Source organism: Acinetobacter sp. ANC 4173, from assembly GCF_004331255.1.
Classification (GTDB): Bacteria; Pseudomonadota; Gammaproteobacteria; order Pseudomonadales; family Moraxellaceae; genus Acinetobacter.
In genome coordinates this window covers 94,855-110,516 of record NZ_SJOF01000001.1, presented here as the reverse complement: position 1 = coordinate 110,516, position 15,662 = coordinate 94,855, and the positions used below count along the sequence as shown (strand labels likewise).

Below are 15,662 nucleotides of genomic sequence, written 5' to 3'. Positions count from 1 at the left end.
CTAAGATTGTCTTAAGAGCTAAGGCAATCTTAAATAAACAACCATATTACATTGATTTAAAAACAATTTTAATAATCATTCATCTTTTTACAGATAAAAAATACCCTATTTTGATCGCTTTTTAATACTATTCATTTGCTTATTTTTTATGCCCATCCAATTTAGATCTTCTCTTTGTTATCAAGGTGATTTTTATGTCAATCATGAAATCTATTTTGGCTATGGCCACATTTGCACGTTCTACTCAAGTTTCTGCACAATTGGTTTTGTACCCAATTTCGCTGGGAAAAAAGAGGTGAAAGCCCAAACGCCAACCGCGACATCAACTGAACAGACTGCTCAAGATGCAGCTGCACTGGCAAAAGATGCAGCTTAAGACATCATTTTTATTGTTGAGCTACGCATACATGTCTAAAATACAAAGTAAAAATGGTGTAACCATCTGCTTTTTTCAACAGCAGGTATTGCTGTGATTCATTGAAAATGAATTGTTACGAATAATTTTTAAGCAAAACTTTTAAATAAATGTCATATTCACCCAAAAATGCGTCAAAGATGACAAAAATTTTCATGTTTTTTTCTGATAAATCCATATAATCAAGTGATCTAGATGCATTAATCGAGGAATTTGATTTTATGTACATGCAAGATATTCAAGCACTGATTCAAGGAACAGTTCCCCCGCAAGCAATTAATTTGGATGAATTGATTGCCATGGCAGAACACTATCCTCAACATACATCTACAGAATATAAATTGTTAGAAATAGCAGCCAATATTGTTTTGGCAAGTTATTTGGAAAAGGCTCAACAGCATCTATAAAGACTATCTATGAATGTTTTAGAAAAAGTCCATTTAGCCAAGGAATTACAAGGTCTTATTCATGGCTTAGACCAACGATCTTTGTCATTTTATGAAATTGCAAAATCAAAATGTCGTCTAAAAGAAATCTTTTTGCGTTGTGATGAACCTATTTTTAAAAAGCAAATTCTGAATTTTAAATCTTATATGCATCCCGAGCATGCAGCAGATGAGTTTGCTCAACATTCGTTATATCGACAAACCTTTCGTGGCGTATTTAAGCAGGACTTAGCCTTAGAACAGGCACTTGAGCAGCACCCAGAAATGGGCTGGGCGATTTTACATCGTGCCAATTTAGGCTTTCAAATCTGGTATATCCCTGCTCCACATCGTACTGCGCTAATAAGTGACTGGGATGGGCTCGAACAAAATTATGCCTGGATGTTAGAACAACAAGAAATCTATGCGGCATTAAAAACGGATGCCGAGCTGAATCAATTGTCCGTCGAAACAGCTAAGAATTTTAAAACCAGCAAAAAAAGCTCTGTTTCATTTGCAAGTTCTAGAAAAGATGACAGCATCATGGCACCCAACACAGCCAATAGCCCCTTTTCTTTTGAACCACTCGCACTACAGCAAAATTCTGCTTCCTCACCCCCCCCAATGCAGCCTCTGGAGTCCGATTCAGCAAGCCTCGCAAACCACACACTTGAATTGAACCCAAAAGAGGATGATGCCGCGCACTCGTTGTTTTCAACCAAAGTGGCAACAGCCACGACGCCTCTCAACTCCAATCATCTGCTTCCACAAGTCGTTGAACTTGGGCAGTGGAAATGTCGTTTAACCGCATTAGAATTCCCTCAAGCACAAGAGTTAGCGCTTTGTAGCTTAACACTGGAAAATGTTCCAGAAATCATACCTTTACTTGAGATTGTTATCTCGGCTGCGCAACTGCAACAGTATGCCAATCAACCCGTTTATTTAGCAGAACAAATCAATGCTCAAGGACGCTTTGTCAAATATATCGTGATTTTAGGCGCAGAAGATCAATTACATGCCATACGCCTTGGCAATATTGTCAGCCAACATTATGCTTACGAACTTGTAGCACTTAAACTCCTGCCGAATGAGCAATCACTCAAACAATGTAAAAATGCGGAGCAATTTTTCGAACTGTATAGCGAACAAGCCGAATTGGTCTGGAACACTGAAACTTATCAACCCTTTATTCCTGCACAATGTATTCAAAAGCATAAATTAATTGCATTTGAAGAAACTTCTGCCAGCTACACAACCGCAATTATCTTGCTTAAAGAACGGCAGAAAATTCGTGTCATTCATGGTCAGGCTCGACTACAGTTATCGCATGAAGAAATGGCTTATCCTTATATTCTCTTAGACCGCAATCAAGGTGTGTCATGGCAATTAATCCAAAGGATTATTCAAACGCTACCACAACCGATTTCGGCTTCAAAATTGCATGATGCCATTCAAATACACATTAGCAGTTAATTTATTTTATTTTGTAGCAAAAGCTTGATTTTCATCCCTAAAAATTACCAAACTTGGAAGGTAAATTTAGAATAAAAGAATGCCTACAATGAGAAAAACTTTTACACAGCCACTTGTGTTGATGGTTGCCTTGGGGATGGGCCATACTTCAAGCTGGGCAAATACGAATGACACACAACAAGTCTCCCCAGCTTCACCCCCGTATAGCATAGAGCAAGCACCCAACACGGAAGATAGTTTGCTCTATACTATTCCACGTTGGATTGATTCGGCCCCAACGGTTCTGCCAGAACAATCCGATGAACAAATTGTGCCTTCAGCGGTGGTCACGGAAGATCAAACTTGGATAGATCGTAAACAAAAGCTCATTCGTAACTGGGCTGATGATACCTCGCAAAACATTGATGGTTGGTTTGGTGAAAAAGATACCAACACTCCTGCTTCTGCAACTTTAAGGGTGCTGATTGATAACCGTTGGAACAAATATGATGAATACGACGTTAAACCTCGTATTCGCGGTAAGATCAGTTTACCCAACTTAGAAAAAAAACTCAGTCTGGTCTTTGGTGATGACTCACTCGATAACGAATTGGCTAACAACGTGGCCATCACCAATGAGAACCCACCGAGTCCAGACAATGACAAAGCCTATGATCGGCGTCAAAACCGAGATGCCAACAGTTCATTGGCTTTACGTTGGTCAGATATTTCCAAACGCCTCCCATTTGAAACCGACTTTGATATCGGGGTTCGTTCTGGCGATGATATCTACCTGCGTTTGAAAGCCAAAAAAGATTGGACCTTAGAAAATGACTTTTTCTTCCATGCCGAACAGATTTACCGTTATGGGGTCGACAGTGAAAATTATTTAAGAACCAACTTAGAGTTGACTCATGCACGTCCTAACGAAGCTTTCTTGAGTGACCAATTCAGCTTAACCTATGCCGATGCTCAAAAAGATGATTTAAATTGGGACAACTACGCTTTCCGCCAACATCAATTCTTTCAGGGCAACCAGTTTAACTATGGGCTTTACACCGGTGGTTATTTGGACAATTCAGATTTACGTCTGAATAGTTGGGGACCATTTATTTCTTGGCGACAGCCTTTATGGCGTGAATGGTTCTATGTGCAAACCGATATCAATTATTACAATGATCATCGTGCAGACCGTAGCCACTACCTAAGTACACTATTACGCTTAGAAGCACTCTTTTAAGCCAATTGTGGATAACTTCTCTGTTATCAACAAAAGCGTTTCAGTAAAAAAGGCAACCTGTTACAGGTTGCCTTTTTGCATCAGTCCTTGTCTTATTTAAGTAGCAACTGATTAATACGCTTCACATACTCAGCTGGATTTTCTGGTAATCCTCCTTCCGCAATCACCGCCTGATCAAAAATCACATTGGCCAGATCTTCAAAATGGCTTGTACCATCCAGTTTTTTCACCAATGGATGCTCAGGGTTAATTTCCAGAATTGGCTTGCTTTCAGGCACGGCCTGACCTGCTTGTTTCAACATACGGATGAGTTGTGGTGAAAGTTCACCTTCACTGGTTACCAAGCACGCTGGAGAGTCTACTAAACGCGTAGTCACGCGAACTTCTTTGGTTTTTGCTTTTAAGGCATCAGACAATTTGTCTACCACAGGTTTAAATTGTTCTGCAGCAGCTTCTAGTGCTTTCTTCTCTTCCGCATCTTGCAAATCGCCTAAATCCACCGCACCTTTAGATACGTTTTGCATTGGCGTCCCATCAAAGTCTTGGACAAAATTCATTGCCCATTCATCCACACGGTCTGCCATTAACAACACTTCAATGCCTTTCTTTTTGAACAACTCTAATTGTGGTGAGTTCTTCGCAGCATTCAAACTATCCGCGGTCACATAGTAAATGGCTTTTTGCCCTTCTTTCATGCGCGCTTTGTAGTCTGCTAAAGACGTACTGATGTCGTCATTGGTTGAAGTCGCAAAACGTAATAATTTTAAGATGCGGTCACGATTACCAAAGTCTTCACCTAAGCCTTCTTTCAAGACCGAACCAAATTCAGCATAGAAAGTTTTGAATTTCTCTTGGTCTTTTTCATCTTCTGACTTCGCCAGACCATCCAGCACGGTCAAAATACGGCGGGCATTGCCTTCACGGATAGTACGCACATCGCGGCTTTCTTGTAACAATTCACGGCTGACATTCAGCGGTAAATCCGCACTATCCACCACACCTTGTACAAAGCGGAGATAATTTGGAATTAAATTATCTGCATCATCCATAATAAAGACGCGCTTCACATACAACTTGATGCCTGCTTTGGCTTCACGGGTGAAAATGTCATGCGGTGCCTTGCTTGGAATGTACAGTAATTGCGTATATTCGGTACTACCTTCGACACGGTTATGTGCCCATGCCAATGGCGCGTCAAAATCATGACTCAAGTTCTTATAAAACTCGATATATTGCTCTTCAGTGACTTCATTTTTACTGCGTGTCCATAAAGCACTGGCAGAGTTAATCGCTTCCCATTCATCAGTTTTGACCATCTGACCGCCTTTCGGTGCGTCACCTTCGGCTACTTCTTCTTCCTGCCAAATCTCTTTTTGCATTTCAATTGGCAGGCTAATATGGTCAGAGTATTTGTTAATGATTTGCTTAACTTTATAACTTTCTAAATAATCTAAAGCATCTTCACGCAAGTGCAAAATAATGTCTGTACCACGGGTTGCTTTTTCAATTTGCTCAACTTCAAAGTCCCCTGTACCACCACTGATCCAACGCACAGCGTCATTCTCAGCTGTACCCGCATGGCGTGATTCAACCGTAATCTTATCTGCCACAATAAAGCCCGAATAGAATCCGACACCAAACTGACCAATTAATTGCGCATCGGCTTTTTGATCGCCCGTCAACTTCGACATAAAGTCCTTGGTGCCCGACTTGGCAATCGTTCCAAGGTTATCAATCGCTTCCTGTTGTGTCAGACCAATCCCGTTATCCGAAATAGTCAGTGTTTTTTGTGCTTTATCTAAAATAACGCGCACATGTAAGTTCGGATCATTTTCATAAAATTCAGGATGGTTAATACCTTCAAAACGCAATTTATCGCAGGCATCCGAAGCATTCGAAATTAGCTCACGCAAAAAGATTTCTGGATTTGAATAAAGTGAGTGGGTCACCAAATGGAGTAATTGTGCCACTTCTGCTTGAAAGCTATGTTTTTGTGTATTGTGTTCGTTCATACAACCTTCCTCGAATTCATTCACACAGTGTTTTTATCAGATGCTTAATGAATTGGAGTGACTCAATGATTTTTCAATAGCAATTGAATTTTTTTTCAACATTTACGCATTTAGTAAGGTCCGCGTTGATAAATCTGCTGCAAATATAAATCCAAACGTTGCTGACGCATCGCATACACCTCGGTTAAACAACGCAGGTTGTCCCGACATTGATCACGTAAACGTAGCCATTTGACTTGCTCATCTTGAATCACAGAACGGGTTCCCATGGGCACCAACCGTTTTAAAATATTATAACTTGTCGCCATTTTCACATCGGCATCATTCAAGCTGAGTTGATGACAGATCTTGTGTTCTGTCATCGTTTCGGCACGTGCACAATCAAAACTGGCAGCATTGCTGCCCATTGCAATGAATGAAGTCAGTACAAATAAAGTTATTTTTAAAATTCTCATGTTTAAACCCTCTATTTTTTATTTAATTTAAATAAAATCAGTGAGATAAAATGTAATCTTTTGCGTCTACATGGTGAAAGATTGTTGCAGATATTCAAATAAAGAACATAAAAAAACCCCATCAAAAGATGAGGTCTTAGCGCTGTTATTATTATTCTTATTTTTATTAGTTAGAATTTATAGCTATAACCGATGGTATAAATCATTGGGTCAATATCTAGATCAAACTTAATTGGTGTATTTTCTACACGCACTTCTGGGCTAAGTTGTGCATAACGTGCATCTACAAATACACCCCAGTTTTTCGCATCTGCTGGTTGGAAATTAAAACCAATTTGACCCGCAAAACCATAATCTTCTTTAACTTTAACTGATGCACCAGAAAGAGCACCTTTAGTTTCCTCATCCCAAGCAATAAATGCTGTTCCACCCAACCCAATATATGGAGTGAAACGGGTTGAATTTGTAAAGTTATATTTAACAGTTAATGTTGGTGGCAAATGCTTAATTTTAACTGCATTTTCACCATTGATTGACACATCATGGTTGACTGGAGCAGCCAATAATAATTCAGCAGAAATTGGAGAATCACCAAAGAAATACTCTACAGAAGGGGTAAATGCCAATTCACTTTCTGCTTTTACAACACCAACACCAGCAACCGTTGTGTCTTGAGTTGGAGCAATTGCAGATCCACCGACTTTGACCTGCCAGCCACCTGCCATTGCAGATGCAGAAAACCCCAATAATGCAATAAGTGCAGCTTGTTTTAACATATTAAACAACCTTTTTATAATAAGAAACCTAACGCTTAATTAATATTAAACAAGACTGTTGTTAATATGCAACACTTATTAAATAATATAAATACAACTTATTTTCAAACCACTGATTAATAATGTTATTTATTTTAATTTGACCAATATGGTTGGTATTTAAAACCAACCATATTAATCAGATATTTATTATTACATTCAGAGTATATTACTCAAGTTTTTAATATAACCACACATATTAATATATTTTAAATATACCTTTTAATCCATTAAAATAAAATAGATTAAAATACTCAGAATTTAATTAAAGCACCATTGCGGCAATCCAACCAAAGACCAACAAGGGAATATTAAAATGAATAAACGTTGGCACAACCGTATCCCAAATATGATCATGTTGGCCATCTACACCCAAACCTGCGGTTGGACCCAAAGTTGAATCCGAGGCAGGAGAGCCTGCATCACCCAGTGCAGCAGCAGTACCAATTAAAGCCACTGTCGCCAATGGTGAGAAGCCAAACTGTACGCAAAGCGGAACATAAATCACAGCCAAAACAGGTACGCTTGAAAAGGATGAACCAATCCCAATCGTCACAAACAGACCAATAAACAACATCAAAAATGCCGCCAGTGCACGATTATCACCAATCAGATGAACGACCCCATTCACCAACTGATTGATATCACCCGTATGTGTCATCACCGAAGCGAAGCCTGCAGCAGAAATCATAATGAATCCCACCAAAGCCATCATACGCATGCCTTGTACAAAGACATCATCGGCTTCTTGCCATTTGAAAATACCCGCAGCTGACAACACAGCAAAACCGACCAGTCCACCTAAGATCATTGAACCTGAATATAGCTGTGCAATGAGGGTCAAAATAATCGCTAAAAGCGCCATAAGAATGGTCTTTTTCGCAATCACTGGAACATTCTCTGCTTCGCGTTTTAACTCTTCAGCATCTTGTTCGAAATTCACTTCACCTGCACGAATCGGCTTATCTAAATCAATTGTGGTCACACGTACCACTTCACGATTAATATAATGGCGCGGTTTACGATAGCTGACAAATACCGCCACTAAAGTCCCGAGCACCATTCCCACCACAGGAATCGCCATGCCTACTGGCATCATCCAGCGCTCCACATGCAAATGATAGGCAGCACCAATCTTGTTGATATTGCCCATCAAAATTTGTTCAAGGAAAATAGCACCGAATCCCACAGGCAGGAAAATATACGTCGCCACCAAACCTAAAGTTAAGACACAGGCAGCAGCACGACGGTCCAAATTCAGGTGATTCATGACTTTTAATAAAGGTGGAACCAAAACTGGAATAAATGCGATATGCACGGGAATTAAGTTTTGTGAACAAATGGCCGCGACCAGTAAAATACCGAGCAACAAATATTTCACCTTACGTGCACGTCGATGTGAGACTTCAGCCCCCAATAAACCAATCAGTTTATGGGCCAACAAATCGGGTAAACCAGACTTAGAAAGTGCTAATGCAAACGCACCTAAAACCGCATAGGCTAAGGCAACTTCGGCCCCATCCCCTAAACCGGCATTAAATGCACTCACGGTATCAGACAAACTAAGTCCTGCAACCAAGCCACCAATAATTGCTGAAATGACCAAAGTCAGAACAACAGAAACTCGTGCCAGTGACAAAATAAACATCACGGCAATCGCAATCACTACTGCATTCATGAAAAACTGAAGATCATAAAAAAAAGCGCTATCTTAGCAGATTCAATACATCGAAATTGTAATTTGATTGGGTTTCTCAACGTTCAATTGACAAGTGAGATGGACCCAACCATCGAACTTGTTGTCTGCGTCATGGCCACATTCAACAAGTTCTCTAACATATTTATACGCAGGCAAAACTCGCAATTAACTGTGCAATAGCTTTAGGCTGACTCAATATCGCCCAATGGTTTGCATCTAAATCGACCCGCTGAAAACTTGTACTCCATTTTGGCATTTCATCAATCAGTGCTGGGCTGACAAAATTATCTTTTTTCAACACAATGGCCTGTACCGCACATTGTGCAAAACGTTGTCGCGGTTTACTGAGTCGAGGCAGAAAATTTGCCCGATAAAGCCCTACGCCATACTGACCATCTTTAGCAATATGTGTATTTAATGGCAAGTCCTGAGTTTGTTCCAACTTTTGTAGCACTTGCCCCCAATGTTTAGGTTTAAAGAAGCGCCAGAGCGTAGGTGCCACAAATGGTAAATGAAATGCCATGATGTACCATGACTTAGCCAGTTGTTTCAAAAACTGTTGTGGCTGTGTCTTAAATTGCTCACGCATCCAAAAAGCGGCGTGGTCTAAGCATGGGCCAGAAATGGTGGTATAGGACAAAATCCGCTGCCCAAAGTGCTGATCTGTAACCGACTCCCATGATTGTATGGATCCCCAATCATGTGCAGCCAGATGAAAATCACGTTGCGGAAGTACACGCTCGACCACCGCTTGCAAATCTGCCGAGAGCTGTGGCAAAGCATAAGCCTGAATGGATTTGGGTACAGAAGATTGCCCTGCCCCACGCACATCATAGGTAATAATATAAAACTGGTTGACCAATAACCGAATCACTGGCTCCCACACTTCCTGATTATCAGGATAACCATGGACCAAGACCAAGGCAGGATTTTGTACCTCACCCCACGCTTTCACATATAAGCGCTGATGATCGGTGGTTGTTACCCATTGGGTTTGTACTTGCATACCGTGTTTCCTTTTTTGTTTTATCGTAATTTTTCTATAATCAGACGAGCTACCGTCACTTCATTTGCTTTTTTTGGGTGTCAGGTTAAGATGAAATCAGACTTTAAGAAAAATATTTTGCATCATGAGTATTCTCAAAAGATTACAAAGCGTTCCAGCCATCACTAAATTTCTTTTGAATCGTTACGCTCCTTATCGGGGTGCTGGTATTCAGATTGAGAAGATTGATTTCCCAAACTACCATATTCGGGTCAAAATGCCACTCACCCGCAAGAACCAAAATATTGTTGGGGTACATTTTGGTGGCAGCCTCTATTCGATGATTGATCCATTCTACATGTTGTTGCTGATGCATCACCTTGGCTCAAAATACATCGTCTGGGACAAAGCTGCCAAGATTCAGTTTTTATCCCCTGGACGTGGCACAGTCTATGCCGATATCCGAATTGATTCGGCCGAAATTAAACATATTAAAACTTTGGCAGAAGACTATTCAGCAGTGAATCGTATTTATCAGTTAAGTATTTATGATGAAACTGGAGTTCGGATTGCTGAAGTAGAAAAAACCATCTACATTCGCCGTAAAAAACCCAAATCCGATTTAAAATAAAAAAGGTGCTTTATTCAGCACCTTTTCCATTCTTAAAATCTCAAATGAAATCAAACAGAAATCATCGATTATTATTTTCTATTGCTGCACCTGCACCGCCACCAATCGCACCACCAATTGCAGCACCTGTGTTACCACCAAATACGGATTTACCAATAATTGCACCAACACCCGCACCGACACCGCTATAGGTTGCATTTTTGGTCGAACCATTTTGTGTTTTACTACCCACAGCCGCACCAGCACCGGCACCTAAGGCTGCACCTGCACTTCCACCCACGCGACTACCGACTCCGCCACCCACAGCACCACCTAAGGCGGCTGCACCCACACGCTGCTCAGATGCAGACATATTGCTACATCCTGTGAATAAAAATGCGGAAACCGTCGCAACAATGGCTAAATTCATTAACTTTTTCATGAGTGTATCTCCATTTCCCACTGTCCTAGTATTAACTTTATAAAAGTATTAAGGAGCGAAGATGAAGTTTTATGTAAAAATCCTCATAAAATTACGAAGATTTTGTAACCTCAAAACTGAAAAAGCTTATTCCATACTACTTATTTTTTAATAACTACTCCATCTTTAGTGGTTTTACCATCATTTTGAATCACGGCATGGGTTTCATTTTTAGTACGCTCATGATTCTTAATCTGATTAATTTTTCAAATTCTTCTGGAACAGCTCTTGGCCTTTTTTAAACTCAATTCCAGAAGCATCTAGCTGCTTAGCTTCAGCAACCACTTTTCCGTCTCTCATCACTTTTAAATCTACTTCAATTTTTGGAGTCGGCACAATTAAACTACCTTTTTGCACTATAGGTGCTTTCATTTTTTCATCAGAAAATTGGGATTTGTCATCCACAATCATGACATCACGTGCAACGACATCCTTACCTTTGTTGGTCACTTCAAAAATGGTGGCATTCACGGTGCAAACAGGCTTTCTACCCAGCAGAGTCCGAATCACTTGAGTTTTTACAATAGGAACTACAGCTTTATCTTCCATCACCATTGTGTTGAGCATTGGTGCTGCAAATGATGAACTCGTCCCTATCACCCCAAACACATTTAAAATATTTTTTGTTAAAATTCATACCATTAAAACTTATTCTTAATTATAGATTTATGTTTAATCATAGAACTTTATGTATTTTATTATGTGGTTTTTTAGTTGTTCTGCTTCAAAATGTAAAAAGCCACCCGAAGGTGGCTTTTTTTTAAAATGGTTTAAGGACTAATTACAGACCGTTAAACTCATCACTAAATGCTTGGCTAAGCGCTTGGTCTACATCAGAGAAGTCATTGTGAAGCTCAAGCTCTGCAGCTTCAGATTCTTGACGACGACGCTCTAAGTGATATGCCAAACCTGTACCTGCAGGAATCAAACGACCTACAACGACGTTCTCTTTCAAACCACGTAAATCATCTTCTTTACCTGTTACAGCCGCTTCAGTTAACACACGTGTTGTTTCCTGGAACGATGCAGCAGAGATGAACGAGTCAGTAGAAAGCGATGCTTTGGTAATACCCATCAATTGGCGTTCAAACTTCGCAGGGAACTTATTCTGCGCAAGCACAGCTTGGTTTTCACCCATAACACGGATGTAATCCACTTGTTCGCCTTTGATGAAGCTTGTATCACCACCATCCGTGATATCAACTTTACGCAACATTTGACGTACGATCACTTCAATGTGCTTGTCGTTGATTTTTACACCTTGCAGACGGTATACGTCTTGAACTTCGTTCACGATGTAGTTAGTCAACGCAACTTCGCCTTTCAAGCGTAAGATGTCATGTGGGTTTTGCGGACCGTCAGAAACAGTCTCACCACGGTTCACATGTTCACCTTCGAACACGTTCATGGTACGCCATTTTGGAATTAGTTCTTCGTAGATCTCAGAACCATCATCTGGTGTAATCACTAAACGGTTCTTACCTTTAGTCTCTTTACCAAAGCTTACAACACCTGAAATTTCAGCAAGAATTGCATGTTCTTTCGGTTTACGCGCTTCGAACAAGTCAGCTACACGTGGTAGACCACCGGTAATGTCACGCGTACGTGAAGTTTCTTGAGGTACACGACCAATAACGTCACCCACACCAATTGTTTCGCCATCACGGACAGAAAGAATGGTATTTTGTGGCAAGAAGTAGAACTGTTCACCACCATCAGTCGTATCAAGAACAACCGCAGGACGTAAATCTTTACCAGACGCAGGGCGTGCTGTTACAGGCAAGATTTCAACAGTCGTCATACCTGTTGCATCATCAGTCTTAGAAGTTGCTGTTACACCATCAGCAATTTGGCTGAAACGGATTTTACCTGCAACTTCTGTTACTAATGGATGTGTATGTGGATCCCAAGTCGCCACGATACCACCTGCTTCTACAGCTTCGCCATCTTTCAACAAGATTGACGCACCGTATGGCAGTTTATAACGCTCACGCTCACGACCTAAGTCATCTGCAATACCAATTTCACCTGAACGTGAAACAGAAACCAAGTGACCTTTAGCATGTTGTACAGTTTTCACGTTGTGGAAACGTACGGTACCTTTGTTACGAACTTGTACACTGTTTGCGGCAGAAGTTCGGCTCGCTGCACCACCCACGTGGAAGGTACGCATGGTTAACTGTGTACCTGGCTCACCAATCGATTGAGCAGCCATTACACCCACAGATTCACCTGGGTTCACCAAGTGACCACGCGCCAAGTCACGACCATAACATTTCGCACACACGCCAAATGTAGATTCACAGTTTACAACTGAACGTACTTTAACTTCATCGACACCCGCTTCTTCAAGGAAGTTTGCAAGTTTTTCGTCAATTAAAGTGTTACGTGGCAGGATAACGTCGTCAGAACCCGCTTTCTTCACGTCTTCTGCAACCACACGACCCAATACTCGAGTACCTAAGTTCTCGATCACGTCACCGCCCTGAATGAACGGAGTCATCACAAGACCGCCCAAAGTACCACAATCAGGCTCAGTAATAACTAAATCTTGTGCTACGTCTACCAGACGACGGGTTAAGTAACCAGAGTTCGCCGTTTTCAATGCTGTATCGGCCAAACCTTTACGCGCACCGTGCGTCGAAATAAAGTACTGAAGTACGGTTAAGCCTTCACGGAAGTTCGCCTTAATTGGCGTTTCAATGATCGAGCCATCTGGTTTTGCCATCAAACCACGCATACCTGCAAGCTGACGAATCTGCGCCGCACTACCACGGGCACCAGAGTCAGACATCATGTAGATCGAGTTGAATGATTTTTGTTTCTCATCTTCACCCTGTTTGTTTTTCACAGTGGTATAAGACAAGTTGTCCATCATCGCTTTCGCAACTTGGTCGTTAGTACGTGCCCAGATATCGACAACTTTGTTATAACGCTCACCCGCAGTTACAAAGCCTTGTTCGAACTGTTGTTCAATTTCACGAACTTCAGTTTCTGCTTTGTCAATAATCACTTGCTTAGTCGGCGGAATAACCATGTCTTCCATACCTACCGATACGCCTGAACGTGTCGCTTGACGGAAACCAAGGTACATCAATTGGTCAGCAAAGATAACGGTATCTTTTAGACCCAATTTACGGTAGCAAGAGTTAATTAACTTTGAGATGTTTTTCTTGGTCATCTCAACGTTAATTTGCTGGAAATCCATGCCTTCTGGCACAACTTCCCAAAGTAAACAACGACCTGGTGTCGTATCTACAACAATAGTTTGCTGTTCACGATTACCATTTTCATCAATGACAGTTTGATGTACACGTGCTTTAACGCGAGCGTGTAATGCAACCTGACCTGTCGCCAATGCACGGTTAACTTCATGCGTATCCGCAAACACCATGCCTTCACCTTTGGCATTGATTGCATCACGCGTGATGTAATACAAGCCCAATACAACGTCCTGAGAAGGAACGATGATTGGTTCACCGTTTGCAGGTGACAAGATGTTGTTGGTCGACATCATTAACGCACGCGCTTCTAATTGAGCTTCGAGTGTTAATGGTACGTGTACCGCCATTTGGTCACCGTCGAAGTCGGCGTTAAACGCAGCACAGACGAGCGGATGTAGACGGATTGCTTTACCTTCAATCAGAATCGGTTCAAATGCTTGAAGACCCAAACGGTGAAGTGTTGGCGCACGGTTCAACATCACTGGATGTTGACGAATTACCGATGCAAGAACGTCCCAAACTTCTGGAGTTTCACGCTCAACCATTTTCTTCGCAGCTTTAATGGTTGTTGCCTGACCTGATGCTTGTAATTTCGCAAAAATAAATGGCTTGAATAATTCAAGTGCCATTTTCTTCGGAAGACCACATTGGTGTAAACGTAAGTTAGGACCTACGGTAATTACCGAACGACCCGAGTAGTCAACACGCTTACCAAGTAAGTTTTGACGGAAACGACCTTGTTTACCTTTGATCATGTCTGCCAAAGATTTCAATGGACGTTTGTTCGAACCAGTAATCGCACGACCACGACGACCATTATCCAGCAACGCATCTACAGACTCTTGTAACATACGTTTTTCGTTACGTACGATAATGTCTGGTGCAGCAAGATCAAGAAGACGCTTCAAACGGTTGTTACGGTTAATCACACGACGGTAAAGATCGTTCAAGTCAGAAGTCGCGAAACGACCACCTTCAAGTGGAACCAACGGACGAAGATCTGGTGGAAGTACTGGAAGTACGTTCATCACCATCCATTCTGGCTTGTTGTTCGACTCTTTGAATGCTTCCATCAACTTCAAGCGCTTAGAGGCTTTTTTCAACTTCGTTTCAGAAGTTGTTTGTGGAATCTCTTCACGAAGACGAGAAATCTCAGCTTCAAGATCGATATCTTTCAGCAAGTCTTGAACCGCTTCAGCACCCATTTTCGCAGTGAATTCATCACCGTGTTCTTCTAACGCATTGAAGTATTCTTCATCGTTAAGAAGTTGGTATTTCTCAAATGGAGTCATACCTGGGTCAGTTACTACATAAGATTCGAAATATAATACGCGCTCGATATCACGTAATGTCATATCAAGAAGCAAACCGATACGGCTTGGTAATGATTTCAAGAACCAGATGTGCGCAACTGGAGAAGCCAATTCGATGTGACCCATACGCTCACGACGAACTTTCGCAGTTGTTACTTCAACGCCACATTTTTCACAAATGACGCCTTTGTATTTCATACGCTTGTATTTGCCACACAAGCATTCGTAATCTTTGACTGGACCAAAGATTTTGGCACAGAATAAACCATCACGTTCTGGCTTGAACGTACGATAGTTAATTGTCTCAGGCTTTTTCACTTCACCGTGAGACCATGACTTAATCATTTCTGGTGACGCAAGACCAATACGGATGCGATCAAACTCAACTGGAGCATGACCGTCTGAGTCCGTCTTTTTGCGCATGATATCGAGCAAGTCTTTCAATTTTTTTCTCCGTGTGTCAGCGAGATTTTCACTCTCCGACTGGGTCACAAATATTGTTTTTTAACTGAATAGGGAATCTCAAAAAATCCCCC

Annotated in this window: 13 protein-coding genes; 5 read left to right on the top strand and 8 right to left on the bottom strand. The window is 41.3% G+C overall.

Annotated features, from left to right (window positions below; genetic code table 11):
• Positions 1-148: 148 nt before the first annotated feature.
• The 4 genes from E0H94_RS00520 (at position 149) to E0H94_RS00505 (ending at position 3,532) form a co-directional block, all read left to right on the top strand.
• Positions 149-376 carry a hypothetical protein gene (locus E0H94_RS00520; RefSeq protein WP_131324590.1) on the top strand — a complete coding sequence of 76 codons (228 nt, stop codon included), beginning with the start codon at positions 149-151 and terminating at the stop codon, positions 374-376.
• Positions 377-642: 266 nt separating this feature from the next.
• Positions 643-822: a hypothetical protein gene (locus E0H94_RS00515; protein ID WP_131324949.1), complete on the top strand. Its 180-nt coding sequence runs from the start codon at positions 643-645 to the stop codon at positions 820-822.
• A 9-nt stretch (positions 823-831) separates the two neighbouring features.
• Positions 832-2,313 (top strand): hypothetical protein, encoded by a 1,482-nt coding sequence (locus E0H94_RS00510; protein ID WP_131324589.1) that lies wholly within the window; start codon positions 832-834, stop codon positions 2,311-2,313.
• Positions 2,314-2,392: 79 nt separating this feature from the next.
• Complete coding sequence (locus E0H94_RS00505) at positions 2,393-3,532, top strand: hypothetical protein (protein WP_413772997.1); 1,140 nt, start codon at positions 2,393-2,395, stop codon at positions 3,530-3,532.
• A 92-nt stretch (positions 3,533-3,624) separates the two neighbouring features.
• Here E0H94_RS00505 and htpG read toward each other — a convergent pair whose 3' ends face one another.
• From htpG to E0H94_RS00480, 5 genes are all read right to left on the bottom strand, one after another.
• Positions 3,625-5,544 carry a molecular chaperone HtpG gene (gene htpG / locus E0H94_RS00500; RefSeq protein ID WP_131324587.1) on the bottom strand — a complete coding sequence of 640 codons (1,920 nt, stop codon included), beginning with the start codon at positions 5,542-5,544 and terminating at the stop codon, positions 3,625-3,627.
• A 110-nt stretch (positions 5,545-5,654) separates the two neighbouring features.
• A complete protein-coding gene (locus tag E0H94_RS00495) occupies positions 5,655-5,999 on the bottom strand; it encodes a lysozyme inhibitor LprI family protein (protein ID WP_131324586.1) in 345 nt (114 codons plus the stop codon).
• Positions 6,000-6,169: 170 nt separating this feature from the next.
• Positions 6,170-6,775, bottom strand: coding sequence for an OmpW/AlkL family protein (locus E0H94_RS00490; RefSeq protein ID WP_131324585.1), 606 nt, complete (start codon positions 6,773-6,775; stop codon positions 6,170-6,172).
• Positions 6,776-7,079: 304 nt separating this feature from the next.
• Positions 7,080-8,492, bottom strand: a complete 1,413-nt coding sequence (locus tag E0H94_RS00485) for a Na+/H+ antiporter family protein (RefSeq protein ID WP_131324584.1) — start codon at positions 8,490-8,492, stop codon at positions 7,080-7,082.
• A gap of 163 nt (positions 8,493-8,655) precedes the next feature.
• On the bottom strand, positions 8,656-9,519 hold the full coding sequence (locus E0H94_RS00480) for an alpha/beta fold hydrolase (protein ID WP_131324583.1): 864 nt from the start codon (positions 9,517-9,519) through the stop codon (positions 8,656-8,658).
• Between the two features lie 124 nt (positions 9,520-9,643).
• Here E0H94_RS00480 and E0H94_RS00475 point away from each other — a divergent pair, with 124 nt between their 5' ends.
• Entirely contained in the window at positions 9,644-10,129 is a 486-nt protein-coding gene (locus tag E0H94_RS00475; protein ID WP_131324582.1) for a DUF4442 domain-containing protein, read from the top strand.
• A gap of 61 nt (positions 10,130-10,190) precedes the next feature.
• On the opposite strand, the gene E0H94_RS00470 is transcribed toward E0H94_RS00475, so the two are convergent.
• From E0H94_RS00470 to rpoC, 3 genes are all read right to left on the bottom strand, one after another.
• A complete protein-coding gene (locus E0H94_RS00470; RefSeq protein WP_131324581.1) occupies positions 10,191-10,550 on the bottom strand; it encodes a DNA transfer protein p32 in 360 nt (119 codons plus the stop codon).
• A gap of 237 nt (positions 10,551-10,787) precedes the next feature.
• The gene (locus E0H94_RS00465) at positions 10,788-11,138 is read right to left on the bottom strand and encodes a hypothetical protein (RefSeq protein WP_227548522.1); all 351 of its coding nucleotides are present in this window, start codon (positions 11,136-11,138) and stop codon (positions 10,788-10,790) included.
• 232 nt (positions 11,139-11,370) lie between these two features.
• Positions 11,371-15,570, bottom strand: coding sequence for a DNA-directed RNA polymerase subunit beta' (gene rpoC, locus E0H94_RS00460; RefSeq protein WP_116758811.1), 4,200 nt, complete (start codon positions 15,568-15,570; stop codon positions 11,371-11,373).
• Between the last annotated feature and the right edge of the window lie 92 nt (positions 15,571-15,662).